This window comes from Mesorhizobium sp. L2C084A000 (assembly GCF_000502875.1).
Classification (GTDB): Bacteria; Pseudomonadota; Alphaproteobacteria; order Rhizobiales; family Rhizobiaceae; genus Mesorhizobium.
Genome location: NZ_AYWX01000004.1, coordinates 111,333 through 137,101 on the forward strand (window position 1 = coordinate 111,333; position 25,769 = coordinate 137,101).

Here is a 25,769-nt window from a genome sequence, read left to right on the forward strand (position 1 = left end):
GCCCAGACGCGAATCGCGCCGCGGCCTACTACTGCTCGGCGAACATCAGCCTGGTCTTGGCGCCGTCCATGGTCGGCGACAGGCTCCGCTGGATCAGCGCTTCGACATGGTCGTTGCGCTGGCGGGCTGAGTCGGCGCCCATCACCACGACGATCAAATTGCGGCCGTCGGCATTGTAGGAGGTGACGATGTTGAAGCCGGACGCCCTGATGTAGCCGGTCTTGATGCCGTCGACGCCGCGCACGCGGCCGAGCATGTCGTTGTGGCCACGCACCAGCCGGCCGCGGAACATGAAGTCGCTTTCGGAGAAATAGTGGAACTGCTGGGGAAAGCGTCGATGCAGCGCCATGCCGAGCACCGCCATGTCGCGCGCCGTCGTCATCTGGCCATCGTCGGGCAGGCCCGAGGCGTTGCGGAAAATGGTGCTGGTCATGCCGAGCTGGCGCGCCTTGGATGTCATCATGGCGGCGAACTGATCCTCCGAGCCGCCGAGATATTCGCCGACCGCCACCGCCACGTCATTGGCCGATTTGACGACGATGGCGCGGATCGCCGAATCGACGTCGATGCTCTCGCCGCGCCGGAAGCGCATCTTGGTCGGCGGCTGCGAGGCGGCATGGTCCGACACCGGGATCTGCGTCTGCTTGGTGACGCGGCCGGACTCCAGAGCATCGAACAGCAGATAGAGCGTCATCATCTTGGTCAGCGAGGCCGGATAGCGCTGCGCCGTCGAGCTGACTTCGAACAGCTGCTTGCCGGTCCTGGCGTCGACGACGATAGCGGCATATTTCTGCGCCGGCGCCGGCACGGCCAGCACGCTGTCGGGCGGCGTCGTGGCGCAGCCGGCAAGCAGCACCAGCAGGGCGAGTGCCGCAAAAACTCTCTGGATGAGCGGAAGGGTATTGGACAAGGGCTGGACTGTTCTGGGGTCGGCTGTTGCGGAGATAAGACGAAGCTAACGTAACGCAAGTGATGCGTCCATTTGGTTAATGGCCGACAGTCCCAGGATTGTCGAGGGCATCGATCTGGTTCCTCGCCCCACGAAGTGGGGAGAGGTGGCCGCGCAGCGGACGGAGAGGGGATTTCGTCGGGCGCCATCTCTAAACGAAATGTATCGGAACCTTACCTGGCACGGCCGGCGCCGTTCCCCCGCTCCGTCTCGGCTCCGCCGACCACCTCTCCCCCACATTCGTGGGGGCGAGGAACCCAAGCCTGCGAAGCCGCCCCGAAAACGCCGGTTTTCCCGTGTCTTTCCTTGCCAGGGCCGCGTTTCCCGTGGGAAGGGGCGTGGTATCTCAGGGCTTGGGGGCTTGGCATGACGAATATCGGGGCCGGGGGCGCTGCGCCCTCGCTTATCAGGGCATCGCTCAGCCGCACCGGCAAATGGGCCGGCAGCGTCGCCTTTATCGGGGGTGCCGTATCCGACATCCTCAATCCGCTGGCGCCGTTCGCCGCCTATATCGCGCTGATCGCCGCGGTGGCCGCAATCATCATCGCCATTGCCATCGTGCTCAGACTGGTGCTGGCGGCCAGAGCGCTGCCGGCCTTGATCTTCGCCACAACAGCGGCGGCCGTCGCCGGCGGCGTCTACGGCCTGCAGCAGCAGACCAACGCCCAGAACGGGGTGATCGCAAGCCTGGTGCCGGCCATTGCCGGGCTGCAACAGTCGATGGGAATCGTGTCCGAAAAGGTGGCCAAGATCGAGCAGACCGTCACGCAAACGCAGAAGACGGTCGAACAGGTCAAGCAGACGACCGACACGGTGGAGAAGAAGGCCGATGAGATCGCTAACGCCCAGCAGCAGCAGACGCAGCAGACGGCGGAAGTGCAAAAGACCACCGAAGAGGTGAAGAAGCAGACCGAGACGCTGGCCGCCGGCCAGGCGCAGCAGCAGGCCCAGACCGAGAAGCTGCAGGCGACGACGCAGCAAATCGCGGCCTCGATCGACACCATTGCCAAGGGCTTTGCCGCCTTGGCCGTACAAGGCGGGGCGATCGCCGAGCCGAAGCGGCCGGACGAGTTCTACCACAATGCCCGCGTATACGAGCTTTCCGGCGACATGCTCAATGCACGGCGCTCCTACCTCGCCTTTGCCGGTTTCGACGTCGACGCCATCGACCCCTACACGCGCTTTGCCACGCTGCTTCGGGTGCAGGACGGCAAGGCCGGCGCCCGCGAAGTGTTCGGCGCGCTTGCCGACAAGGGCAAGGCGCTGTCGATCAAGCTGGTGCATATCCAGCAGTTCGACGACGCCCAGCGCGTCGACAAGCTCAACGCCTTCATATCAGCCAATCCAGATTTCGCGCCGGCCTATTTCCTGTTGGCGCAGGAGTTTTCCGAAGACCGGCTCGGCGCCCAGACGCTGGCCGACAAGCGCAACGAGGCCAAGGCGCTGACCAAGTTCACGTCCTACGAGAAGGATGGCGGGCTGCTCACATATTTCGTCGACCAGACGCAGCTGGCCGACTGGCTGGACCGCAGCCGCAGCCGGCTGGCCGCACTCGGCGACGTGCTCGATCCCGCCCGCTTCGTGCCTTCGCTGACGCCGATGCGCTCGAACCAGGGCTGGTCGATGACCATCTCGCTGCCGGAGCCGGCGACCGCCATCTCGTGGCGCATGGGCGACAGCGGTCCGTTCACCGACACCGGTTTCCTGGCCATGAACGACCAGACCACCGGCAAGCCGATGGCCAATCCGAGCTTCGAGATGCCCGACAGCACCGTGGCCGGCATCATCGCGATCAAATATCTCGACATCAGGGGCCGCGAGACCGGCCCGTTCGACATCCGCTTCGACCCGGAGGCGGCACTCCAGCAGGGCAACAAGCAGATCCTCGACCAGTTCTGGACCTCGTGGATCGCCTTCGATGCCAGCGGCAATCACGGGCTGGTCTATTTCACCCAGATGCTGTCCTACCGCTGCGCCATCAAACAGGTGCACTACAGCCTGAACGGCGCGGCGCTCGACAAGGAGATCAAGATGCCGCGTTGCGACAAGAAGGACCCTTACGCCATCCCCTACGACTACCAGCCCTATTTCAAGGTCGCCGACAGCGTGAAATCGATGTCGGTGCAGGTCACCTACACCGACGGCACCAAGTCGCCGGTGCGGGAATACAAGCGGCAGTAGCTGCGCTCACCCTCCCCCTTGTGGGGAGGGCTATCGCACGTGGAATTCTTGAGATGTCTGCCCGGCACGGACCCCCACCCCTAACCCCTCCCCACAAGGGGGAGGGAGACTTCCGTTGGCGCNCCCCACAAGTGGCAGGGCTATCGCATATGGAATTCCTGAGATGTCTGCCCGGCACGGACCCCCACCCCTAACCCCTCCCCACAAGGGGGAGGGAGACTTCCGTTGGCGCCGACCCAGGCTAGTCGCCTGTCTTTTCGGCGCCAAAGAAAGAACAATTAAGGCACGCGACAGCGTTCCCTCCCCCTTGTGGGGAGGGTTAGGGTGGGGGTCCTCTTCGAAAGAATCCATATGCGATGTGGGAGGGTGAGAACTGATGCAAAATGCCTGTCGCGGTGCTTGCGCAAGTGCCGCCGAACAGGCCAGTTTGCGCCTGCAGAATCGGTGAGAGCGCGATGACCATCCAGACCATCAAGGCCCGAGGCATTTCGGTTTCGCTCGACCTCACGGTCGGCCATATCGCCGACATGGTCGTCGAGGGTGGCGGACGGCAGTTGAAGCCGCTGCACCGCGCGCCCTGGGTTGATGCGAATGAGACGCTGCCGGACAATTTGCCGGAAGGTACGGTTCGGCTGTCCGGCGATTTTCTCTGCGCGCCGTTTTCGCGCAGCGATGTCGAGGAAGCGCCGCTGCATGGCTGGCCGGCCAACAGCGCCTGGGACATCGCCGAAAGTGCCGCGACGGATGATGGCTGGCGCGCGGTCTACCGCCTGCGGCACAAGGTGATGGGTGCCAGCGTCGACAAGATCCTGACGCTGCGCGACGGCCATCCCTTCCTCTACCAGGAGCATGCGTTTTCCGGCGGCCATGGTGCCATCTCGGTCGCGCATCACCCGATGACGGCGATGACGGGCGGCGGCAGGCTGGCCTTTTCGCCGAAGCGGTTTGCGGCGACGCTGGACGACCCGCTGGAGCCGGATCCCGCGCGCGGCCGCTTCCTGCTGGCCTATCCGGCACGATCCGCCGATCTCAGCCAATTCCCCGCCGCCGGCGGCGGTACGCTCGACCTGACGGAATACCGCATGGACGACCGCTGCGAGGATTTCCTCACGCTGGTCGAGGCGGATCATGGCGGGCCGGGCTGGACCGCGCTTGCACGAGAGGCCGAAGACGATCTGGTGCTGGTGCTGAAGAACCCGGCCGAACTGCCGATCACCATGCTGTGGCTCAGCAATGGCGGGCGCGACTACGCGCCCTGGAGCGGTCGCCACCTGGGCGTGCTCGGCATCGAGGATGGCCGCGCCGCCGTCGGCCATGCCGCCTCGATCGGCGACAACTGGCTGAAGCGCGAAGGGGTCGCGACCGCCTTTGCACTGGGCGAAGGCCAAAGCGTGTCCTTTCGCCATGTCATCGGCGCCATTCCGCTGGCCGGCGGCGAGCCGCCACAGGCGATCACGACGGCGGATGGCCGCATACGACTGGTGACGGGTGGCGCGACGCGGGAGGTTCCCTTCGACAGCGATTTCCTGCGCATTGGCCAGCCTGCGCCCGCTTGATGGGATTGCGCGGCCGCAGGGTTTGAAATTTCCGTGAACTGCCGCCAAGATGTGGCCGAAATCATCATGCGGAACATGGTGGATTTGAAGCTCCTGCCAGAGAGGCTCTCATGTCCGAAATCGCCCATCTCGCCGCCACCATCTTCAAGCGTGCCGGCAAGGCAAACCGCTTCATCGTGGCCATTGCCGGGCCACCAGGCTCCGGCAAGTCGACGCTGTCGGCAAGGCTGCATGAACTGCTGCCCGAAGGTGCTTCGGAAGTCGTGCCGATGGACGGCTTCCACTATGACGACGCCGTGCTCGAGCGGCGCGGCCTGCGCGCGCGCAAGGGCGCGCCGGAAACCTTCGACTTTGCCGGGTTTGAGGCCCTGCTGAAGCGTATCCGTGCCGGTGAACCCGACATCGCCATCCCGGTCTTCGACCGCAGCATGGAGCTGTCGCGCGCCGCCGCCTCGATCGTCGCCACGGAAACCAAGTTCATCCTGGTCGAGGGCAACTATCTGCTGCTCGACGAAGAGCCGTGGTCGCGGCTGGCGCCGCTGTTCGATTTCTCGATCTTCGTCGACGTGCCGCGCAACGAACTCGAGCGCCGCCTGATGGAGCGCTGGCACGGACATGGCCGCTCCGACGAAGATGCGCGCGCCTGGATCGCGTCCAACGACCTGCCCAACATCGAACGCGTGCTCGCGCGGCGCCGGGCTGCCGATCTGGTGATCGGCCTTTCAGCTTGATTCGACGGATTGCGCAAGGGGAACCTTAAGACTTTCAGGCCGTTATCCCGACACGGCAATTGTGCCAGAAGAGGGATTCGGTCCAATGGCAATGAAGGCAAGAAAGCCCGCGCCCGCCAAGGGCAAGGCGACCCAATCCAAGGCCGGCGCCGGCCCGGCGATGACAGCTAGTTCGAAGGACGCCAAGCCGGCCTTCGGCAAGGCAGCGCCGAAGAAAGTGGTGCCGACGGCAGCGAAAGCCGCGCCGAAAGCCGCAAAGCCGAAGAAGCCCGCAAGCTCCAGCGACTCCGTGAGCGGCAGCGCGATGCGGACGGCCAAGGCGACGGCCAACGTCGCTGCCGGCGCGGTCATGGTCGCCGCCCGAGGTGCTGCGTCGCTCGCTGCTTCCGTCATGGGCAAAGGCGGTTCGAAGGCCAAAGCGAAGGCGAAATAGCCGCGCTCCGGAGGCTGGTTCGGCTATCCCTTGGCGGGGATGGTCAGGCCTTTCTGCACCGCCGGCCGCGCCAGGCCGCGTTCCAGCCATGTTCCCACATGGGCGAAATCGTCGAAGCCGACGAGTTCGCGCGCTTCGTAGAATCCGATCAGGTTGCGCACCCAGCCGAGCAGCGAGATGTCGGCGATGGTGTAGTCATTGCCCATGATCCACTTGCGCCCGTTCAGCCTGCCGTCGAGCACGCCGAGCAGTCGCTTTGACTCGTCGCGATAGCGCTCCAGAGGGCGTTTGTCGGCGATCTCGCGACCGGCGAATTTGTGGAAGAAGCCGACCTGGCCGAACATCGGCCCGACCGAGGCCATCTGGAAGAACACCCACTGGATGGTCTCGTAGCGGCGCGCAGCATCGATGGGCATGAGCAGGCCGGTCTTTTCAGCGAGGTAGAGCAGGATGGCGCCGGATTCGAACAGGCCGATCGGCTTGCCGTCCGGACCGTTCGGATCGATGATCGCCGGTATCTTGCCGTTGGGATTGAGCGACAGGAATTCCGGTGTCCAGCTTTCGTTCTGGCCGATGTTGACCCAATGCGGCTCGTAAGGCAGGCCGAGTTCCTCCAGGGCGATCGAAATCTTCACGCCGTTCGGCGTTGTCGCCGAATAGAGCTGGAGCTGATCCGGACGCTTGGCCGGCCAACGCGTTGCGATCGGAAAGGCGGACAGGTCGGCCATGGAAACTCCTGAATGAGGATTCGCGCCGAGCGGCGCGGTTTTGGCGGGTCGGCCAAGGATTAGACGCGGCGCACGGCACGATCAATGGCGTGCAAGGGTTTCGTTGCACGCGAACAGTCAACGGAACGGCCTGCTTGGGGCAGATCGCGCGCCCGGCCTTTGCGTTCAGACGGCCTTGAAGGCCAGCACGGCATTGGTGCCGCCGAACGCGAAGCCGTTGCTGATCGCGGCGCGCACCTTGCGCTCGCGCGGCACATTCGGCGTGACGTCGAGGTCGCAATCGGGATCGGCCTCACGAAAATTGGCCGTCGGCGGCACGATGCCTTCGCGGATCGCCATCACGCAGGCGATCATCTCCAGCGCACCCGATGCGCCCAGGCAATGGGCGTGCATCGACTTGGTCGACGACACCGAAAGCTTGTAGGCATGGTCGCCGAAGACGCGCTTGATCGCTGCCGTCTCGATCTGGTCGTTGGCCTTGGTGCCAGTGCCATGGGCATTGAGGTAGTCGACATCCTCGGGATTGAAGCCGGCATCGGCCAGGCAGGCGCGCATGGCCGCTGTCGGCCCTTCGACGGTCGGAGCGACAATGTCGGAGGCGTCGGCGGAGAGGCCGGCGCCGGCGACCTCGGCAAGGATGGTGGCGCCGCGCGCCGTGGCGTGCTCGTACGTCTCCAGGACCGCCATGCCGGCGCCCTCGCCGAGCGACAGTCCCTGGCGGTCGGCCGAGAATGGCCGGCAGGTGTCGGGCGCCAGCACGCGCAATGCTTCCCAGCCCTTCAGGATGCCCCAGACCAGCGGCGCATCGGTGCCGCCGGCGACCATCACGTCGGCGCGGCCAAGCCTGATCTGGTCGACGGCCGAGGCGATGGCGTGGTTGGATGAGGAGCAGGCCGAGGTGACGCCGAAGACCGGGCCGCGCAGGCCCAGATTCATGCTGACGTGGCCGGAGGCCGCGCTTGGCATGACCTTTGGCACGGTGAAGATACCGGCGCGGTTCTTGCCCTCGACCAGGATGGCGCGATAGCTCTCTTCGATCGCCTCCCAGCCGCAGACGCCGACACCGACGACGGTGCCCATCCGATAGGTGGTGGCTTCATTCGAAACCAGGCCGGCCTGCTGCATGGCTTCCCTGGCTGCGATCGTCGCCAGCAGGCTGAAGCGGTCCATCGATACGGTCTGCTTGCGGTCGATGCCGTGATCTGGAAGCGTCTTGATTTCGCAGCCGACCTTGACCTTCAAATCATGCAGTTGGGGACTTGTGATCTGGCCGATGGCCGAGCGGCCGGCGCGCATCTCGTTCCAGATCGCGGACGCGCTGGTGCCGAGCCCGCAAATGCCGCCCATGCCGGTGATGACAACGCGCTGCCGCATTCAGTTCAGGCTTTTTTCGCGATCAGCGCGCGCACAGCTTCGACCATGTCGCCGACATTCTTCAGATTGCTCCAGGCGTCGACCGTGTTCATCTCGATCTCGATGCCATACTCTTCCTCAAGATCGAAGATAATCTCCGTCAGCTCGAGCGAATGGATGCCAAGCGAGGTCAATTCGGTGGTGGTGGTGATTTCTTCGCCGCCCGGCTCGGCATGAGCCTTGATCTTCGCGATGATATCCGTTGCCAGCTGGTCGGCCATTCGGTTCCTTCCCCACTATCTCGACGTTTCCCGACGCCAACTGAGCAGCGCCCCTTTTTCTCCTGGTATCAAGCCGCCGTCGTCGTTTAATACCCCCGCCAAGCGCAGCATGACCGTACCAAGGTGGTTCCCTCTATAGAAACCGAAACGTTGTCAAGCAACAAGCTATATCGAACTCCATATCGACAAAGCCGACGGAGTGCTTAACGTGCAGGCATGGATATGGGCGAACCTAGCGGCGAACATGACGGGATTTCGACGCAGCGCGTTGCGGGCGTCGCGCGGCTTTCCTGCGCGCTCCGTGAGGGCCGCACGCGCCTGCGGCGCCTCTATCAGGACGGCGCCGCCAAGATAAGAATGCCGGCCGTCTCGACCGATCCGCTCGAAGCGGTGCTGATCAACACCGCCGGCGGGATGACCGGCGGCGATCGTATCGCCTGGGACGTGGATGTCGGCGCGGCCGCTTCGGCTTCGATCACGACCCAGGCCTGCGAGAAGATCTACCGGGCGGCATCCGACCGTGCCGAAGTGCGGGTCAATTTGTCGGTCGGCGAAAACGGGCGCATCGCCTGGCTGCCGCAGGAAACCATCGTCTTCGACCGGGCGGCCTTTGCCCGCACGCTCGACGTCGAGCTTGCCGTCGGCGCCGAGGCGCTGGTGCTGGAAGCCGCCGTCTTCGGTCGCCTGGCTATGGGCGAGCGCGCCACGCAGGGCAACTTCCATGACCGCTGGCGCGTGCGCCAGGATGGCGCCCTCATTCATGCCGAGGATTTCCGCATCGGACCCGATATCGCCGCCAGGCTCGACCGCCCGGCCGTTGCCGGCGGCGCGATCGCGGTGGCGACGCTGCTTCTGGTGTCGCCGCGCGCCGAGGCCCTGCTCGACCAGGTTCTGGAGATCGTCGGCGACCAAGGCAGCGCCAGCGCCTGGTGCGTGAAGAAATCTGGCAAGCTTCTTGCGAGGCTCTACGCCGGGGACGGCTACCGGCTGCGCCAGCGGCTGGTTCCACTCGTCGAATTGCTCAACGGAAGGGCGGGGTTGCCCAAATTATGGTCACTATAGGCCTGTCTCTACCAATCCAGGGAAACGCATGAACCTGACGCCAAGGGAAAAGGACAAGCTGCTGATCGCCATGGCGGCGATCGTGGCGCGCAAGCGGCTCGAACGCGGCGTCAAGCTCAACCATCCGGAAGCGATCGCGCTGATCACCGACTTCGTCGTCGAAGGCGCCCGCGACGGCCGTCCGGTCGCCGAACTGATGGAAGCCGGCGCTCATGTCGTCAGCCGCGCGCAAGTCATGGAAGGCATCGCCGAGATGATCCATGACGTGCAGGTCGAGGCGACTTTTCCCGACGGCACCAAGCTGGTGACCGTGCACGAACCGATCCGTTGAGGAGGACAGGATGCTGGAGCTGCGTCCCAACTGCGAATGCTGCGACAAGGACCTGCCGCCCGAGGCGACGGATGCGCTGATCTGCACCTTCGAGTGCACTTTTTGCGCCGGATGCGTGGAACAGGTGTTGGGCGGCATCTGCCCCAATTGCGGCGGTGGTTTTTCGGCGCGGCCGATCCGGCCGGCGGCAATGCTGAAGAAATACCCGGCGTCGCCCAGGCGCGTTCTCAAGGCCGAAGGCTGCGGCCCCCGCAAGGCGGCGTAAACACCAGACCGAGCAAAACGAAAGGCAATAGAATGATCCCTGCCAAACGCCTCTGCCTGTCGGCGATCCTGCTGATGGCCGCTGCCATGCCGGCCTATGCCCATGTCGGCATCGGCACGGCCTCCTCCTTCACGGCCGGCTTCATGCACCCGCTTTCCGGGCTCGATCACATGACGGTGATGATCGCGGTCGGACTGTGGGCGGCGATCAAGGGCGGCAAGGCGGTTCTTGCCTGGCCGGCGGCCTTTGTCGGTGTCATGCTGGTCGGCGGCGCGCTGGGCATGCTGCATATGCCGCTGCCTTTTGTCGAACCCGGCATACTGGCCTCAATCGTGGCGCTCGGGCTGCTGGTGGCGCTGGCGATCGATCTGCCAGTCTCGGTCGGCGTCGCCATCATCGGCCTGTTCGCACTGTTCCACGGCCACGCGCATGGCACCGAGGTGCCGGAGAATGCCGGCGGGCTTGAATACATGGCCGGCTTTGCCATCGCCACGCTGTTGCTGCATGCCACCGGCATCGCCGCCGGTCTCGGTCTCGGCATCCGGTTCCGTGGCCTGGCCCGCGCTGCCGGTGCCGCCTGCGCGGCGATCGGCGTCGGCCTCGTCTTCGGCGTGTTGTGAGGCACGATGATCCCCGGCGAAATCATCACCAAGGACGGCGACATCGAGCTCAACAGGGGCCTGCCGACCGTCACCTTGAAAGTGGCCAACAGCGGCGACCGGCCGATCCAGGTCGGCAGCCATTACCATTTCTTCGAGACCAATGACGGACTGAAGTTCGACCGCGAGCGTGCCAGAGGCATGCGCCTCGACATTGCCGCGGGCACGGCCATGCGCTTCGAGCCCGGACAGGAGCGCGACGTCACGCTGGTGCGGCTCGGCGGCAAGCGCGAGGTCTACGGATTTCAGCAGAAGGTGATGGGCAAGCTGTGAGATCTCCCGGCGCGCTCAGCTCAGTTCGATGGCTTGGCCGCGGCGTAGATGACGATCTTTCCGGGATTGTCGAATTCGACGGCGAGGACATCCTGCGCCTGCACGCGCCGCGATTCGATGGCGTTGAACAGCAGCGCGTTGGCCTCGATCTCCTTGCGCAGCTCCGTGATGTCGTCTTGATGCTGCTTGACCTTGCTTTCGATCTCCGGCGGCGGGCCGCCTTCGCTGCGCGCGGCGTCGGTGAGGAACACGATGTCGACCTTGTCGAGCTTGGACGTCTTGCGCACCGTACCGATGTTTTCACGCGTGCGGTCGATCGCCGTGTTGACGCTGCGGGCTTCGGCGGTGGCCTTGGCCTCTTCCTGCTTGACCTGCGAGCCGACGATGCGGTTGACGGTCTCCGTGCTTTCCAGCCCTTGCGCTTTCAATCCGGCAACAGACCCTGCCGCCGCCAGGAACGCCGTGGCGGCGACTGCCTGCATTCTGGTCGAGAAAGAAGTGATCGCCATCGCTCGCTCCTGAGAGAAGTCGTTTCGGGGCGCGGGTTAGCGCGAAAAGAACAAAACGAATCCCGCCCGGCGAAGGTTCCTTTCCCGATGCGGCCGGCAGGCCGGATGCCGGCCCGCCGTGCCGTCTCGTCAGCTCGCCTTCTTGGTGATCAGGGTCAGTGCGCCATTGGGTTCCATGCTGGCGGCGACGACTTGCGCCGAACTGAGCCCCTTGGCTTCCAGCGCCGACTTCACCTTGGGCGTGGCGTCGATCGAGCTGCGCAGTTTCTTCAGGCCGTCATTGCCACGCTGGGCGATCACCTGGTTGACCTGCGTCTGGGTGTCCTTCGGCAGCTCGGTGATGTCGACGATGTTGACGCTCTGGATCGTCGGCACCGCAGGCTGAGCCTGGGGCGTGGCTGGAGCAGGCGTTGCCGGCGCCGGAGCGGGCTGTGGCGCGGGTTGCTGCTGGGCACCCGCGGCGCCCGCCAGCATCAGGCCGGCAGCAGCGGCAAGAATTATTGTTTTGCGCATGCATTTTCCTTTCCATCGATTGGCAAACGGTCGGTCTGGGGTGACCCCCTAACCTCAACCGCCAAATGGGATCAGAAGGTGTCGCCCAGCGGGTCATTGCGTGACCATAGGATGGCAGCAATGTGCAGCCGCGCTTCAATCCCACCGCATTTCGGCAAACCGCATTTCAGGAGCAATCGCTGATGGCCAGAATTACCCGCGCCGCCTATGCGCAGATGTATGGCCCGACGGTCGGCGACAGAGTGCGCCTTGCCGACACCGAACTGTTCATCGAGGTCGAGAAGGATCTCACCATCCATGGCGAAGAGGTGAAATTCGGCGGCGGCAAGGTGATCCGCGACGGCATGGGCCAGAGCCAGGTTTCCAGGGCGCAAGGCGCCGTCGATACCGTCATCACCAACGCGCTGGTGATCGATGCTAGCGCAGGCATCTTCAAGGCCGACGTCGGCCTCAGGGACGGGCGCATCACGGCCATCGGCAAGGCCGGCAATCCGGACACGCAGGATGGCGTCACCATCATCATTGGTCCCGGCACCGAGATCATCGCCGGCGAGGGCAAGATCCTGACCGCAGGCGGCTTCGATGCGCATATCCACTTCATCTGCCCGCAGCAGATCGAAGAGGCGCTGATGTCAGGCATCACCACTATGCTCGGCGGCGGCACCGGTCCGGCGCACGGCACGCTGGCCACCACCTGTACGCCGGGGCCATGGCACATGGCCCGCATGATCCAGTCCTTCGATGCCTTCCCGATGAACATCGGCCTGTCGGGCAAGGGCAATGCCTCGCTGCCCGCAGCCCTCGAGGAAATGGTGCTGGGCGGCGCCTGCTCGCTGAAGCTGCACGAGGACTGGGGCACGACGCCGGCGGCGATAGACTGCTGCCTGTCGGTCGCCGACGACTATGACGTGCAGGTGATGATCCACACCGACACGCTGAACGAATCCGGCTTTGTCGAGAACACCGTCGCGGCTATCAAGGGCCGCACCGTCCACGCCTTCCACACCGAGGGCGCCGGCGGCGGCCACGCGCCCGACATCATCAAGGTCTGCGGCCTGCCCAACGTCATCCCGTCCTCGACCAACCCGACGCGGCCCTACACGGTCAACACGCTGGCCGAGCATCTCGACATGCTGATGGTCTGCCATCATTTGTCGCCGTCGATCCCCGAAGACATCGCCTTTGCCGAAAGCCGCATCCGCAAGGAAACCATCGCGGCGGAAGACATTTTGCACGACATCGGTGCCTTCTCGATCATCTCATCGGACAGCCAAGCCATGGGCCGCGTCGGCGAAGTGGCGATCCGTACCTGGCAGACCGCCGACAAGATGAAGCGCCAGCGCGGCTCGCTGCCGCAGGAGACCGGCAACAACGACAATTTCCGCGTCCGCCGCTACATCGCCAAATACACGATCAACCCGGCCATCGCGCATGGGCTGTCCAGGGATATCGGCTCGATCGCGGTGGGCAAACGCGCCGACCTGGTGCTGTGGAACCCTGCCTTCTTCGGCGTCAAGCCGGACATGGTGCTGATCGGCGGCATGATCGCCGCCGCCCCGATGGGCGACCCCAACGCCTCGATCCCGACGCCGCAGCCGATGCACTACCGGCCCATGTTCGGCGCCTATGGCAAGGCAAGGACCAACTCGTCGGTGACCTTTGTTTCGAAAGCCGCGCTCGAATCAGGCCTGCACGGCAGGCTTGGCGTCGACAAGCAGTTCGTCGCCGTTGAAAACACCCGCGGCGGCATCGGCAAGCATTCGATGGTGCTCAACGACGCCACGCCGCATGTCGAAGTCGACCCGGAAACCTACGAGGTCCGTGCCGACGGTGAATTGCTCACCTGCGAACCGGCGACGGTGCTGCCGATGGCGCAGAGGTATTTTCTGTTTTGAAGCGGCGATTCGACCGGGCGAGCCTTATCCGTTGCAGCCCTTGGTGGGAGGCAGCAATATGCGGCCGACCACCAGTTGCATTGTGATCGAGCATGGCCACCGAAATCGCTTCCGCCCACGACATCTTCCCGCATATCCGCATCGTCATGGGCATGGTGATCGGGCTTGGCGTCGCCCGCCTGCTGTCGGGGGTGGCGCGGATCGTCCAGCATCCCGGCCAATACAAGCTCTATCCCGTGCATCTGGCCTGGGTCGTCTCGGTGCTCCTGATGCTGGTGCATTTCTGGTGGTGGGAGTTCGGCCTCTACGCCATCGAAACCTGGACCTTCGGCAAGTATCTGTTCATCATCTTCTACGCGATCACGCTGTTCCTGCTGTGCGCGCTTTTGTTTCCCGATTCGATGCTGGACTACACCAGCTACGAGGATTTCTTCTATTCGCGCCGGGCGTGGTTCTTCGGCCTGCTGGCGGCGACCTATATGCTCGACGTGGTCGACACGCTGCTGAAGGGGCCGGAGCATTTCGCCCGCTTCGGCAGCGAGTACCTGTTCCGCACGCCGGTCTTCGTCGCGCTTTGCATCATTGCGATCCTGGTGCGCGACCGCCGCTTCCATATCGCCTTCGTGACGGCGGCGCTCATCTATCAGATATCGTTCATCCTGCGGCTCTTCGACACCATCGTCTGAACGAACGCGATGGTCTAGCTTGTTGGGGAAAGGCAGGGTTCGACATGTACAAGGCCGTTGGATCGCGCGGATCCCGGGTCAGCCGCGTTCTCTGGATGCTCGAGGAGCTCGGGCAGCCTTATGAATTCGTCGAGGTCAGGCTGCGCTCACCGGAAGCCTATGCGCTCAACCCATCGGGCAAGGTGCCGATCCTCATCGATGGCGAACTGACGGTGACGGATTCGGCGGCGATTTGCGTCTATCTCGCCGACAAGCACGCGGACATGGGCATGAGCGCCAACCCAGGCCTAGCCGGTCGCGCCGAAATGGATTCCTGGATGCATTTTGCGCAGAGCGAGCTTGAAGCGCCGCTGTGGAACAAATTGCGCCATCGCTTCCTGCTGCCGAAGGACGTACGCGTCGATGTCGGTCCTGCGGCGGCTTACGATTTTGCCTCGGAGCTGAAGGCGCTGGAGCGGCGGCTGGGCGACAAACCGTTTGCGCTGGGCGCTCGGTTTTCCGCCGTCGACGTGCTGCTCGGCGACATGGGCGGCTGGGCGCGTGCCGGCCGGTTTGAGATCGAGTCCGAACGCGTCAACGCCTATTTCGACCGCGTGCTGGCGCGGCCTGCGCGTGTGCGGGCACAAGCAAATGGAGGATCCATGAAATGAAGCTCAACCTCAACACCGACTTCACCAAATTCCCGCGCGCCGTCTCCGTGCTGTCCGCCGGCAATGCCGGAACCACCCTACCGTCCGGCCGGGCCATTCTCGCCCATGACGAACGCCATCTGCGCCGCCGCGCCATCGAGCTTGCCGACGGCAGCAAGGTGCTGGTCGACCTGCCCGAGCCCGTCGCCTTGAACGATGGCGACCGTCTGGTGCTGGAGGATGGCGGCCATATCGAGATCATCGCGGCGCCGGAAGAGGTCTACGACATCCGCGCCCGCGACGGCGTGCATCTGGCCGAGCTCGCCTGGCACATCGGCAATCGCCATCTCGCGGCGAGCATCGAGGCCGGGCGCATCCTCATCCTGCGCGACCATGTCATCAAGGCGATGCTGGAGGGGCTGGGCGCCACCGTGACCGACGTGTCCGAACCGTTCAAACCGGTGCGCGGTGCCTATTCCGGCCATGATGGGCAAAGCCATGATCACGGCCATGCGCATGCGCACAGCCACGCGGAAGCGCACAGCCATTCTCATGGCGAAGCGCATTCCCATTCGCACAGTCATGCCGGCCATCGCCACGATCATGACTGACCAGCCTTCGAACATCGCCCTGCTGCGGCTGATGGCGTGGCTGTCGCCTGCCTTTCCGGTCGGCGGCTTTTCCTACAGCCATGGTCTCGAGCGCGCGGTGCATGACGGGCTGATTGCCGATGCCGACAGCCTCGCCTGCTGGCTGGAAACGCTGGTCGAGATGGGCTCCGGCTGGAACGATGCCGTGCTGTTCGCCGAGAGTTGGCGCCGCGCGCGCAACGCAGGCGATCTCGATGAAGTAGCGGCACTCGCGGAGGCGCTGGCCGGCTCGCGCGAACGCCACACCGAAACCATGCTGCAGGGTGCGGCCTTCCTCAAAGCGGCGGCGGCCTGGCCAAATCCAGTGCTGGAGCGCTTGCCGGCTGAATGCGCCTATTGCGTCGCCGTCGGCGCCATTGCCGGCGGCAACGGCATCGGGCTTCAGGACGCGCTGTCGGCCTTCCTGCAAACCTTCTTCTCCAACCTCGTGCAGGCAGCGATCCGGCTTGGCATCGTCGGCCAGAGCAAAGCCACAGCTCTGTTGGCCGGCTTCGAGCCACTGGCCCTGGCGACCGCGACCCGCGCCGCGCGCTCGACACTCGACGACCTCGGTGGCTGCGCCTTCGTTTCCGATGTCATGGCGATGAAGCACGAAACCCAGTATTCGCGATTGTTCCGTTCATGATCCTTCTCGCCTTCTCGCTTTCGACCGTTCTACTCCTGATTACCGCGCTGCACGCCTATTGGGGCCTTGGCGGCATCTGGCCGGGCCAGGATGCGGCCTCCTGCGCCCGCGCCGTCGTCGGCTTTCGCGGCGTCGATGAGATGCCGACGCCGTTCGCCAGTTTCGCCGTCGCCGCGTGCCTGTGCCTGGCGACGCTGTGGCCGCTTGCGCTCATAGGCGTCTTTGCCTCGCCCTTCCCCCAGGAGGGGCTCGCCGCCACCTCGCTGCTCATCGGTCTGGTGTTCCTGGGACGCGGCATAGCCGGCTTCACGCCGTGGTGGCGGCGGCTGACGCCGGAACAGCCTTTCGCGCGGCTCGATGTCCGCTATTATTCGCCGCTGTGCCTGTTGATCGGGCTCGGCTTTGCCATCCTCGCCATCACGGAGTTTCCGACATGACACAGACAAATGGTCCGCTGCGCGTCGGCATTGGCGGCCCGGTCGGTTCGGGCAAGACGACGCTGACCGAAAAACTGTGCAAGGCGCTGCGCGACGAGTTTTCCATCGCCGTCGTCACCAACGACATCTACACCAAGGAAGACGCCATGATGCTGGCGCGGCTGCAGGCGCTGCCCGAGGACCGCATCATGGGTGTCGAGACCGGCGGCTGCCCGCACACCGCCATCCGCGAGGACGCGTCGATCAATCTGCAGGCGATCGCGCAGATGAACAGGAAATTCCCGGATCTCGACATCGTCTTCATCGAATCCGGCGGCGACAACCTCGCCGCCACCTTCTCGCCCGATCTCGCCGACCTGACGCTCTATGTCATCTCGGTTTGCCAGGGCGAGGAGATCCCGCGCAAGGGCGGGCCGGCAATCACCCGCTCCGATTTCCTGGTGATCAACAAGAGCGACCTTGCTCCTTACGTGAACGTCAACCTCGATGTCATGGAGAGCGACGCCGGCCGCATGCGCGGCAAGCGGCCGTTCGGCTTCACCGACCTTTCGCGCGGCAAGGGGCTGCAGGAGGTGATCGATTTCATCATCGAGCATGGCGGCCTGCGAGCCGGCGCTGCCGCTGCCAGCACGGCGGCGTGAGACAGCTATCCCTGCACCAACCAAAACCGGTTGCGGGGATCGACTGGCCACGGCATTCTTGCCGAAACCGGAGGATTTTTCGATGAGCCTTGCCCGTCTGCAAAAGGAAACGCTGACCAACCTGCCCTACTATGAGGAGCGCGTCGATCTCGCCTGCGCCTTCCGCTGGACGGCGCGGCTCAACATGCACGAGGCTGTGGCCAATCATTTCTCGCTGGCCGTCAATGATGGCGGCACACAATTCCTGATGAACCCCAACCAGGTGCATTTCTCGCGCATCAAGGCGAGCGACCTTCTGATGATCGATGCCAACGATCCAGAAACGCTCTCCGGCCCCAATGCGCCCGACCCGACGGCGTGGGGGCTGCATGGCGCCATCCATCGCAATGTGCGCCACGCGCGCTGCGTCATGCATGTGCACTCGATCCACGCCACGGTGCTGGCATCGCTCGCTGACTCGACACTGCCGCCGATCGACCAGAATTCGGCGATGTTCTTCAATCGCCACGTCGTGGACGCGCATTATGGCGGGCTGGCCTTCGAGGAGGAGGGCGAGCGCTGCTCGCAGCTTCTCGTCGATCCCAAGGTCAAGGTGATGGTGATGGGCAATCACGGCGTGCTGGTCATCGGCGACACGGTCGCCGATGCCTTCAACCGCATGTTCTATTTCGAGCGCGCCGCCGAGACCTACATCAAGGCGCTGTGGACCGGCCGCCCGCTGCGCACGCTGTCAGATGCGACCGCCGAAAAGGCGGCGAGCGAGATGGACGACTATCCCGGCCAGGCCGAACGCCATCTCAGCGAGTTGAAGGCGATCCTCGACGAGCAGGAACCGGTCTACCGAAACTGATTGCCTTACAGGCCTAGTTCTGCCCGGAGCTGATCGGCGCTGTTGATGACGACAGCGCCGGGCGGGCCCTCCATCGGCTTTTCCGGCCAGAAGATCGTCTTCATGCCCGCCGCCAGTCCCGCCATGGCGCCCGGCCAGCTGTCGTCGATCGCCACGGCGTGCGCGGGGTCGACACCGGCCAAATACGCGGCGCGCAGGAACGGCTCGGCATGCGGCTTGCCTTCGCGCACGTCGTTGCGGCTGATCGTCTTCATGCCGGGGTAGATCAGGCCGACCATGCTCAGATTGGCGTCGACGATCATCCGGTCCGAATTCGAGACCACGGCCTGCTGGATGCCTCTTGCACGCAGCTCGTTGAATATCTCGATCGCGCCGGGGCGCGGCTTCAAGCTCTCCACCAGCGGCAGGTAGTGTTCGTATTTGCGCACGATCCAGTCGTCGAAAGGCAGGTCCAGGCCGAACTCGTCGCGCATCATCTCGTAGACCGGCCAGGCGGCAACGCCGAGCACGCGCTTATGCAGATCGTCCGGCGGGACAAGGCCGACATTGCGCATCGCCGCCATCAGGGCTGCTTCGTGCAGCGGTTCGCTGTCGACCAGCGTGCCGTCCATGTCCCAGAAAACCGCTTTCGGCATCATGTGAGGCTCCTTTTTGCCATCCCTTAAAGGGTTTGAGCCGGGAGATAAACCTTCGGAGCGCAAGAACCTGCCGCCTGCCGGGACCGCGGCCAAGTCTCTTTGGCGACAGAGACTTCGTGGGAGAAGAAAAACTGGGCCGTGCTTACGTCGATGAACAGCAAGCAATTGCTCCGGAGATTGACAATTGCGCAGTTGGCCGTTCCCTGCGAAAGTGGGGCATGGGCCGCTCTCACAACCGGCGGTCTCGGGAGGCAGGACTTTGAATAGCCGGCAGGATGGTGGCAGCAACAGGCTGGACGATGCGGCGCGCGCCGGCTGGCTTTATTATGTTGCCGGCAACACACAGGACCAGATCGCTTCGACGCTCGGCATTTCGCGGCAGACGGCGCAGCGGCTGGTATCGCTGGCGGTGTCGGAGGGCTTGATCAAGGTTCGCGTCGACCATCCGATCGCCAACTGCCTCGATCTGGCGGCACGGCTGAGATCGCGCTTTGCGCTCGATCTGGTCGAGGTGGTGCCGAGCGACCCCAATTCGTCCTCGACCACGATCGGCATCGCCGAGGCGGCTGCCGCCGAGATCGAGCGGCGGTTGCGGTCTCCGACCCCGATCGTCATGGCGATCGGCACCGGTCGCACGCTAAAGGCGGCGATCGAGCAGCTGCCGCCAATGGAATGCCCGCAGCACAAGGTGGTGTCGTTGACCGGCAACATCTCGCCGGACGGCTCGGCCGCCTTCTACAACGTCATCTTCACCATGGCCGACAGGGTCAAGGCGCGCTCCTTCCCGATGCCCCTGCCGGTCATCGCCTCGTCGCCGGAGGAGCGCGAGATGCTGCTCAACCAGCCGATGATCCAGCCGACGCTGGCGCTGGCGGCGGAAGCCGACGTCACCTTCATCGGCATCGGCGATCTCGGCCCCAAGGCGCCGCTCTACGAAGACGGCTTCATTTCGGAGAGCGAATTGAAGGCGCTGCAGAAGGCCGGCGGCATCGCGGAGATCGTCGGCTGGGTGTTCGATAGGGAGGGCCGCATGATCGAGGGCATCACCAACGACCGGGTGTCGTCGGCTTCGCTACCGTCACGCGAGAAATCGCTGGTCATCGCACTGGCCATGGGCGAACGAAAGCTGCCAGGCATCCTAGCGGCCGCGAACCGGCGGCTGATCAACGGCCTCATCACCGATGAACGGACCGCCGCCGCCCTGCTGGCTGGCATCTGACCGGACCCACAACCGGTTTGCGATAAGGCCAACCGCACTAGCCGTGCCGCCCGAAAGGGTCGTTGCCATCGAGAAACCCGAGATCGCGCTGCAGATGCGGCGACAGGTCCCTGATATCGAGATGTGCCCGTTTTTTGGTCGCGAACCAGCCGAATCCATCCGTCAGCCACGAAAACCAGCGGTGATCCGGTGCGGGAGTGCATTTTTGCTGCGCCATGGTCATGATCGTCAACCTTCGCTATCCTGGACCCGAATGACGGGTTGACTGGGAATGTCGGTCTTGCCGGCGGTCTTTGCCAATCGAACATCGATCATGATCCATAAGGAGGCCTTATGCCGGACCTCGGCTCGCGACAGGTTTCGCCACTCCCGCCGCTGCAGGCGATCCGGGTGTTCGACGCGGTGGCGCGGCATCTTTCCTTCACCAAGGCCGCCGGCGAACTCGCCATGACGCAAGCGGCGGTCAGCTATCAGATCAAGGTGCTGGAGGAGCGTGTCGGCGCGCCGCTGTTCCTACGCCGGCCGCGGCAGATCGTGTTAACCGAGGCCGGGCAGCGCCTGGCACCTGCGGTCAGCGAGGCCTTCGCCATCCTTGGCCAGGCCTATGCCGCGGTGCGTGGCGGGGCCGACGGCTTGCTGTGCGTCACGACGGTGCTGACATTCGCCTCGAACTGGCTCGCGCACCGGCTGGGGTCGTTCCAGATCGCCCATCCGTCGCTGGCGGTGCGGCTCGAAACGTCGAGCCGCCTGACCGACTTTGCCCGCGAGGATACCGATATTGCCATCCGCTCGGGCGGCGGCAAATGGCCGGGCCTGGAAGCGCACAAGCTGCTCGATGCCGACTTCACGCCGATGCTGAGCCCGAAACTCGCGGCGACCATCGGCGGCGTCAGGGAACCGGCCGACCTCTTGCGGCTGCCTATCCTCGATCCCGGCGACATCTGGTGGACGGAATGGTTCTCGGCTGCTGGCGTGCACTCGCACGATCTTGCCAAGCGGCCCGGCAGCAGCATGGGCGCGCAGGCCTATGAGGCCAATGCGGCGATCGCCGGTCATGGCGTCGCGATCCTGACCAGGGCGCTGTTCAAGGCGGAACTCGCGGACGGGCGTCTGATCCAACCTTTCGATCTGGTTGGCGACGACGGCCATGCCTATTGGCTGGTCTATCCCGAGGCGCGCCGCAACGTGCCGAAGATCCGTGCCTTCCGCGACTGGCTGCTGGCCGAGATCGCCTGCTGACCGGCAAGCTTCCGGGCTGCACCTGGTTCTCGCAGATGTATCCGCCGTTGCCTCACTGTATGCGGCCGGGACGATCCGCGCCCTGGCAATTTCGCTCGTCCCGGCCTGCGGTGTCGCCCAAGTGCTGCGCTGCAGCATCGAATCCGGCTTGACATAATTCACGCCAAGTGAGTAATTGCCCAAAGCCAAGGCAAATGCTCATCTTGGTTCAAGGGAGGAATTTGATGAAACTTCGCACGCTCACCCTGGGCTTGTTGACGGCCAGCACGCTTGCGTTCGCCGCACATGCCGAATCCATCACCATCGCCACCGTCAACAATGGCGATATGGTCCGCATGCAAAAGCTGACCGAGGACTTCACCAAGGCGAACCCCGACATCCAGCTCAACTGGGTTACGCTCGAAGAAAACGTGCTGCGCGAGCGCGTCACCACCGACATCGCCACCAAGGGCGGCCAGTACGACGTGATGACCATCGGCACCTATGAGGTTCCGATCTGGGCCAAGCAGAGCTGGCTGCTGCCGCTCGACAAGCTCGGCGACGACTACGACGCCAAGGATATCATCCCGGCCATCGCCGGCGGCCTTTCGGTCGACGGCAAGCTCTATGCCGCGCCCTTCTACGGCGAAAGCTCCTTCGTCATGTACCGCAAGGACCTGATCGAGAAGGCCGGACTGAAGATGCCCGACACGCCCACCTGGGACTTCATCAGGCAGGCCGCCGACAAGATGACCGATCGCGCCAATGGCGTGAACGGCGTGTGCCTGCGCGGCAAGGCCGGCTGGGGCGAGAACATGGCTTTCCTGACCGCCATGTCGAACTCCTTCGGGGCGCGCTGGTTCGACGAGAACTGGAAGCCGCAGTTCGATCAGCCGGAATGGAAGAACACGCTGCAGTTCTATGTCGACCTGATGAAGGCCGACGGCCCTGAGGGTGCGTCCTCCAACGGCTTCAACGAAAACCTGGCGCTGTTCCAGCAGGGCAAATGCGGCATGTGGATCGACGCCACCGTCGCTGCGTCCTTCGTCTCCGATCCCAAGGCATCGCAGGTCGCTGACAAGGTTGGATATGCGCTGGCACCCGACAATGGCCTGGGCAAGCGCGGCAATTGGCTGTGGGCATGGTCGCTGGCGATCCCCGCCGGCACGCAGAAGGCCGATGCCGCCCAGAAATTCGTCTCCTGGGCGACCAGCAAGCATTATGCGGAACTCGTCGCTTCGAAGGAAGGCTGGGCCAACGTTCCTCCGGGCACGCGCTCCTCGCTCTACGCCAATGCCGAATACCAGAAGGCGGCTCCGTTCGCCAAGATGACGCTGGACTCCATCAACGCCGCCGATCCGACGCATCCGACCGTCAAGCCGGTGCCCTATGTCGGCGTGCAGTTCGTCGCCATCCCTGAGTTCCAGGGTCTTGGCACCACTGTCGGCCAGCTCTTCTCGGCGGCTCTTGCCGGCCAGTCGAGCGTCGACGATGCCCTGAGGCAGGCCCAGGACGCTGCCACCGCGGCAATGACCGAAGGCGGATACATCAAGTAAGGCTCCTCCCGGCGCCGAATGCCGGTCGCCTCCTGACCGGCAACGGCCGCCCGAATTCCCAGTTCGGGCGGCCGCCTTTAACGCCTTTTGAAAATTCCGTCTGACCAGTGAAGGGTGACCGTCATGGCTACTCAGCAGACCCGTTCGCTTGCCCGTTTCATGATGGCGCCATCCGTGGTGCTGCTGTTCGTCTGGATGATTGTGCCGCTGGTCATCACCATCTGGTTCTCCTTCCAGCAGTACAACCCGCTCAATCCGATCCGCGACGGCTTCGTCGGCTTCTCGAACTACGCGCTGTTCTATTCCAACCCGGCCTTCCTGCAATCGATCCTCAACACGCTCACCTTGGTGGTCAGCGTGCTCCTGATCACGGTGATCGGCGGCATCCTTCTGGCGCTGCTGATCGACCAGCCGATGTGGGGCCAGGGCATCGTGCGCATTCTCGTCATCTCACCGTTCTTCGTCATGCCGCCGGTGGCCGCACTGGTCTGGAAGAACATGATCATGCACCCGCAATACGGGGTGTTCGCCGATATAGCCCGCTTCTTCGGGGCCCAGCCGATCGACTGGTTCGGGCAGCATCCGATGCTGGCGATCATCATCATCGTCGCCTGGCAATGGCTGCCTTTCGCGACGCTCATTCTCTTGACCGCGTTGCAGTCGCTCGACGGTGAGCAGAAGGAAGCTGCCGAGATGGACGGCGCCGGCTTCATCAGCCGTTTCATCTATCTGACGCTGCCGCACATGTCGCGCGCCATCACGGTCGTCATCCTGATCCAGACGATCTTCCTCCTCTCCGTCTATGCCGAGATCCTCGTCACCACCAATGGCGGCCCGGGATACGCCTCCACCAACCTGCCCTTCCTCGTCTACCAGAAGGCGTTGCTGGAGTTCAAAATCGGCCAGGCATCCGCCGGCGGTGTGATCGCCGTCATTCTCGCCAACATCGTTGCCTTCTTCGCCATGCGCGCGGTCGGCAAGAACCTGGACAAGTAAGGGAGGCTACGATGGCACGCTCAGTCACCACCCAGCACAAGACGATTGCGACAGTTGCCGCCTGGATTGTCGCCCTGCTGATCTTCTTCCCGATCCTCTACACGATCATCACCTCGTTCAAGTCGGAGCAGGAAGCCATCCAGGGTTTCAGCATCATCCCGTCGGGAACGTTCGAGAGCTATGCCGAGGTTCAGGCGCAAAGCGGCTACTTCAAGTTCTTCTTCAACTCGGTGCTGCTCTCGGTCGGCTCGACCATCTTGGCCCTGCTGGTCGCCATACCGGCGGCATGGTCGATGGCCTTCTCGCCGACCAAGCGGACCAAGGACATCCTGATGTGGATGCTGTCCACCAAGATGATGCCCGCGGTCGCGGTGCTGTTCCCGATCTACCTGATCTTCCGCGACACAGGACTGCTCGACAGCCGCATCGGCCTGATGATCATGCTGATGCTGATCAACCTGCCGATCGTGGTGTGGATGCTCTACACTTATTTCCGCGAAATACCGGGAGAGATCCTGGAAGCGGCACGCATGGACGGCGCCTCGCTGTGGAACGAGATCGTCTATGTGCTGACGCCGATGGCGGTGCCGGGCATCGCCTCGACGATGCTGCTCAACATCATCCTGGCCTGGAACGAGGCGTTCTGGACAATCCGGCTGACGACGACGGAAGCCGCACCGCTGACCGCCTTCATCAGCTCGTTCTCCAGCCCGCAAGGCCTGTTCTGGGCCAAGCTTTCGGCCGCCTCGACGCTGGCCATCGCGCCGATCCTGATCATGGGCTGGTTCAGCCAGAAGCAGTTGGTGCGCGGCCTGACATTTGGTGCGGTCAAATAATTGGTGGTGCGGTGAAATAACGGAATTGTTCGAAGCAATCGGCAGAAATAACCCCTCGGGGAGGAAATCATGGGAAACATCACGCTCAAGAACGTCTCCAAATCCTTCGGAGCGACGTCCATCATCCCCGGTCTCGACCTGGTGATCGAGAATGGCGAGTTCGTCGTCTTCGTCGGCCCGTCGGGTTGCGGCAAGTCAACGCTGCTGCGCCTGATCGCCGGGCTCGAGGACACCAGCGGCGGCTCCATCAACATCGACGGCCGCGACGTCACCGGCGAGGCACCGGCCAAGCGCAAGCTGGCCATGGTGTTCCAGTCCTACGCGCTCTATCCGCACATGACGGTGGCCAAGAACATCGGCTTTCCGCTGAAGATGGCCGGTGAGGACAAGGCGACCATCGACAAGAAGGTGGGAGACGCGGCGCGCGTGCTCAACTTGACCAACTATCTCGAACGCCGGCCCGGCCAGCTTTCCGGCGGCCAGCGCCAACGCGTCGCCATCGGCCGCGCCATCGTGCGTCAGCCGACCGCCTTCCTGTTCGACGAACCGCTGTCCAACCTCGATGCGGCACTGCGCGGCACCATGCGGCTGGAGATCAGCGAGTTGCACCATCAGCTCAAGACCACCATGATCTACGTCACCCACGATCAGGTCGAAGCCATGACCATGGCCGACAAGATCGTCGTGCTGAACGCCGGCAACATCGAGCAGGTCGGCTCGCCGATGGAGCTCTACAAGACGCCGAAGAACCTGTTCGTCGCCGGCTTCATCGGCTCGCCGAAGATGAACCTGATAGAAGGCGCGCCGGCTGCCAAAAACGGCGCCAAGACCATCGGCATCCGTCCCGAGCATCTGGAGATCTCGACCACGGCGGGCGAATGGAAAGCCACTGTCGGCGTCGCCGAACATCTCGGCTCCGACACCTTCCTGCACGTCCAGTCCGATGGCGTCGGTCCGCTGACAGTGCGCGCCGACGGCGAACTCGCCGTCCGTCACGGCGACACCATCTATCTGACAGCGGACAAGGCCAAGCTGCACCGCTTCGGCGCCGACGGAAAGGCGATGTGAG

Annotated in this window: 31 protein-coding genes; 23 read left to right on the forward strand and 8 right to left on the reverse strand. The window is 64.0% G+C overall.

Annotated elements, in window-relative coordinates:
* Positions 1–28: 28 nt before the first annotated feature.
* The gene (locus X735_RS154405) at positions 29–910 is read right to left on the reverse strand and encodes a D-alanyl-D-alanine carboxypeptidase family protein (RefSeq protein ID WP_023810680.1); all 882 of its coding nucleotides are present in this window, start codon (positions 908–910) and stop codon (positions 29–31) included.
* 405 nt (positions 911–1,315) lie between these two features.
* Here X735_RS154405 and X735_RS154400 point away from each other — a divergent pair, with 405 nt between their 5' ends.
* From X735_RS154400 to X735_RS154385, 4 genes are all read left to right on the forward strand, one after another.
* Positions 1,316–3,130: a chemotaxis protein gene (locus tag X735_RS154400; RefSeq protein WP_023810681.1), complete on the forward strand. Its 1,815-nt coding sequence runs from the start codon at positions 1,316–1,318 to the stop codon at positions 3,128–3,130.
* 455 nt (positions 3,131–3,585) lie between these two features.
* Entirely contained in the window at positions 3,586–4,686 is a 1,101-nt protein-coding gene (locus X735_RS154395) for a hypothetical protein (RefSeq protein WP_023810682.1), read from the forward strand.
* 110 nt (positions 4,687–4,796) lie between these two features.
* On the forward strand, positions 4,797–5,417 hold the full coding sequence (locus X735_RS154390) for a nucleoside triphosphate hydrolase (protein ID WP_023810683.1): 621 nt from the start codon (positions 4,797–4,799) through the stop codon (positions 5,415–5,417).
* 85 nt (positions 5,418–5,502) lie between these two features.
* Complete coding sequence (locus tag X735_RS154385) at positions 5,503–5,850, forward strand: hypothetical protein (protein ID WP_023810684.1); 348 nt, start codon at positions 5,503–5,505, stop codon at positions 5,848–5,850.
* Positions 5,851–5,873: 23 nt separating this feature from the next.
* On the opposite strand, the gene X735_RS154380 is transcribed toward X735_RS154385, so the two are convergent.
* The 3 genes from X735_RS154380 to X735_RS154370 form a co-directional block, all read right to left on the reverse strand.
* Positions 5,874–6,578 (reverse strand): glutathione S-transferase N-terminal domain-containing protein, encoded by a 705-nt coding sequence (locus X735_RS154380; RefSeq protein WP_023810685.1) that lies wholly within the window; start codon positions 6,576–6,578, stop codon positions 5,874–5,876.
* Between the two features lie 165 nt (positions 6,579–6,743).
* Positions 6,744–7,952, reverse strand: a complete 1,209-nt coding sequence (locus tag X735_RS154375; protein ID WP_023810686.1) for a beta-ketoacyl-[acyl-carrier-protein] synthase family protein — start codon at positions 7,950–7,952, stop codon at positions 6,744–6,746.
* Between the two features lie 5 nt (positions 7,953–7,957).
* Positions 7,958–8,212 (reverse strand): acyl carrier protein, encoded by a 255-nt coding sequence (locus X735_RS154370; protein WP_013528393.1) that lies wholly within the window; start codon positions 8,210–8,212, stop codon positions 7,958–7,960.
* Positions 8,213–8,434: 222 nt separating this feature from the next.
* Between X735_RS154370 and X735_RS154365 the strand changes: the two genes are divergently transcribed.
* The 5 genes from X735_RS154365 to X735_RS154345 are packed head-to-tail and all read left to right on the forward strand — an operon-like array spanning position 8,435 to position 10,802.
* On the forward strand, positions 8,435–9,274 hold the full coding sequence (locus X735_RS154365) for an urease accessory protein UreD (RefSeq protein WP_031213039.1): 840 nt from the start codon (positions 8,435–8,437) through the stop codon (positions 9,272–9,274).
* 28 nt (positions 9,275–9,302) lie between these two features.
* The gene (locus X735_RS154360) at positions 9,303–9,605 is read left to right on the forward strand and encodes an urease subunit gamma (protein ID WP_015314510.1); all 303 of its coding nucleotides are present in this window, start codon (positions 9,303–9,305) and stop codon (positions 9,603–9,605) included.
* A gap of 10 nt (positions 9,606–9,615) precedes the next feature.
* Positions 9,616–9,870 carry a DUF1272 domain-containing protein gene (locus X735_RS154355; RefSeq protein WP_023810688.1) on the forward strand — a complete coding sequence of 85 codons (255 nt, stop codon included), beginning with the start codon at positions 9,616–9,618 and terminating at the stop codon, positions 9,868–9,870.
* 32 nt (positions 9,871–9,902) lie between these two features.
* Positions 9,903–10,490 (forward strand): HupE/UreJ family protein, encoded by a 588-nt coding sequence (locus X735_RS154350; protein WP_023810689.1) that lies wholly within the window; start codon positions 9,903–9,905, stop codon positions 10,488–10,490.
* A gap of 6 nt (positions 10,491–10,496) precedes the next feature.
* Entirely contained in the window at positions 10,497–10,802 is a 306-nt protein-coding gene (locus X735_RS154345) for an urease subunit beta (RefSeq protein ID WP_023810690.1), read from the forward strand.
* 20 nt (positions 10,803–10,822) lie between these two features.
* On the opposite strand, the gene X735_RS154340 is transcribed toward X735_RS154345, so the two are convergent.
* Together X735_RS154340 and X735_RS154335 are read right to left on the reverse strand one after the other, a co-directional pair.
* Positions 10,823–11,311: a hypothetical protein gene (locus X735_RS154340; protein ID WP_023810691.1), complete on the reverse strand. Its 489-nt coding sequence runs from the start codon at positions 11,309–11,311 to the stop codon at positions 10,823–10,825.
* 129 nt (positions 11,312–11,440) lie between these two features.
* Complete coding sequence (locus tag X735_RS154335; protein WP_023810692.1) at positions 11,441–11,824, reverse strand: hypothetical protein; 384 nt, start codon at positions 11,822–11,824, stop codon at positions 11,441–11,443.
* Between the two features lie 179 nt (positions 11,825–12,003).
* On the opposite strand from X735_RS154335, the gene ureC reads away from it, so the two are divergent.
* The 8 genes from ureC to X735_RS154295 all read left to right on the forward strand — a co-directional run bounded on the left by ureC (position 12,004) and on the right by X735_RS154295 (position 18,237).
* On the forward strand, positions 12,004–13,719 hold the full coding sequence (gene ureC / locus X735_RS154330; RefSeq protein WP_023810693.1) for an urease subunit alpha: 1,716 nt from the start codon (positions 12,004–12,006) through the stop codon (positions 13,717–13,719).
* A 92-nt stretch (positions 13,720–13,811) separates the two neighbouring features.
* On the forward strand, positions 13,812–14,405 hold the full coding sequence (locus X735_RS154325) for a hypothetical protein (protein WP_023810694.1): 594 nt from the start codon (positions 13,812–13,814) through the stop codon (positions 14,403–14,405).
* A 44-nt stretch (positions 14,406–14,449) separates the two neighbouring features.
* Positions 14,450–15,055, forward strand: coding sequence for a glutathione S-transferase family protein (locus X735_RS154320; RefSeq protein ID WP_023810695.1), 606 nt, complete (start codon positions 14,450–14,452; stop codon positions 15,053–15,055).
* The gene (ureE, locus tag X735_RS154315) at positions 15,052–15,645 is read left to right on the forward strand and encodes an urease accessory protein UreE (RefSeq protein WP_023810696.1); all 594 of its coding nucleotides are present in this window, start codon (positions 15,052–15,054) and stop codon (positions 15,643–15,645) included. The genes X735_RS154320 and ureE overlap by 4 nt, the downstream gene beginning before the upstream one ends.
* Positions 15,638–16,309 (forward strand): urease accessory protein UreF, encoded by a 672-nt coding sequence (locus X735_RS154310; RefSeq protein WP_023810697.1) that lies wholly within the window; start codon positions 15,638–15,640, stop codon positions 16,307–16,309. The genes ureE and X735_RS154310 overlap by 8 nt, the downstream gene beginning before the upstream one ends.
* On the forward strand, positions 16,306–16,746 hold the full coding sequence (locus X735_RS154305) for a DUF3995 domain-containing protein (protein ID WP_023810698.1): 441 nt from the start codon (positions 16,306–16,308) through the stop codon (positions 16,744–16,746). Before X735_RS154310 ends, X735_RS154305 begins: the two co-directional genes overlap by 4 nt.
* A complete protein-coding gene (ureG, locus tag X735_RS154300; protein WP_013528407.1) occupies positions 16,743–17,387 on the forward strand; it encodes an urease accessory protein UreG in 645 nt (214 codons plus the stop codon). The genes X735_RS154305 and ureG overlap by 4 nt, the downstream gene beginning before the upstream one ends.
* Before the next feature lie 82 nt (positions 17,388–17,469).
* Positions 17,470–18,237 (forward strand): class II aldolase and adducin N-terminal domain-containing protein, encoded by a 768-nt coding sequence (locus X735_RS154295; protein ID WP_023810699.1) that lies wholly within the window; start codon positions 17,470–17,472, stop codon positions 18,235–18,237.
* Positions 18,238–18,242: 5 nt separating this feature from the next.
* Here X735_RS154295 and X735_RS154290 read toward each other — a convergent pair whose 3' ends face one another.
* Positions 18,243–18,875, reverse strand: coding sequence for an HAD family phosphatase (locus X735_RS154290; RefSeq protein WP_023810700.1), 633 nt, complete (start codon positions 18,873–18,875; stop codon positions 18,243–18,245).
* Between the two features lie 259 nt (positions 18,876–19,134).
* On the opposite strand from X735_RS154290, the gene X735_RS154285 reads away from it, so the two are divergent.
* Complete coding sequence (locus X735_RS154285; protein ID WP_023810701.1) at positions 19,135–20,094, forward strand: sugar-binding transcriptional regulator; 960 nt, start codon at positions 19,135–19,137, stop codon at positions 20,092–20,094.
* 37 nt (positions 20,095–20,131) lie between these two features.
* On the opposite strand, the gene X735_RS154280 is transcribed toward X735_RS154285, so the two are convergent.
* A complete protein-coding gene (locus tag X735_RS154280) occupies positions 20,132–20,317 on the reverse strand; it encodes a hypothetical protein (protein ID WP_023810702.1) in 186 nt (61 codons plus the stop codon).
* A 110-nt stretch (positions 20,318–20,427) separates the two neighbouring features.
* Here X735_RS154280 and gcvA point away from each other — a divergent pair, with 110 nt between their 5' ends.
* From gcvA to X735_RS154255, 5 genes are all read left to right on the forward strand, one after another.
* Positions 20,428–21,333: a transcriptional regulator GcvA gene (gene gcvA, locus X735_RS154275; protein ID WP_023810703.1), complete on the forward strand. Its 906-nt coding sequence runs from the start codon at positions 20,428–20,430 to the stop codon at positions 21,331–21,333.
* A 224-nt stretch (positions 21,334–21,557) separates the two neighbouring features.
* Positions 21,558–22,868: a sugar ABC transporter substrate-binding protein gene (locus X735_RS154270; RefSeq protein ID WP_023810704.1), complete on the forward strand. Its 1,311-nt coding sequence runs from the start codon at positions 21,558–21,560 to the stop codon at positions 22,866–22,868.
* A 123-nt stretch (positions 22,869–22,991) separates the two neighbouring features.
* Positions 22,992–23,864 (forward strand): sugar ABC transporter permease, encoded by an 873-nt coding sequence (locus X735_RS154265; protein WP_013528414.1) that lies wholly within the window; start codon positions 22,992–22,994, stop codon positions 23,862–23,864.
* 11 nt (positions 23,865–23,875) lie between these two features.
* Positions 23,876–24,700 (forward strand): carbohydrate ABC transporter permease, encoded by an 825-nt coding sequence (locus tag X735_RS154260; RefSeq protein WP_023810705.1) that lies wholly within the window; start codon positions 23,876–23,878, stop codon positions 24,698–24,700.
* A gap of 69 nt (positions 24,701–24,769) precedes the next feature.
* Complete coding sequence (locus tag X735_RS154255; protein WP_023810706.1) at positions 24,770–25,768, forward strand: ABC transporter ATP-binding protein; 999 nt, start codon at positions 24,770–24,772, stop codon at positions 25,766–25,768.
* Position 25,769 lies beyond the last annotated feature (1 nt).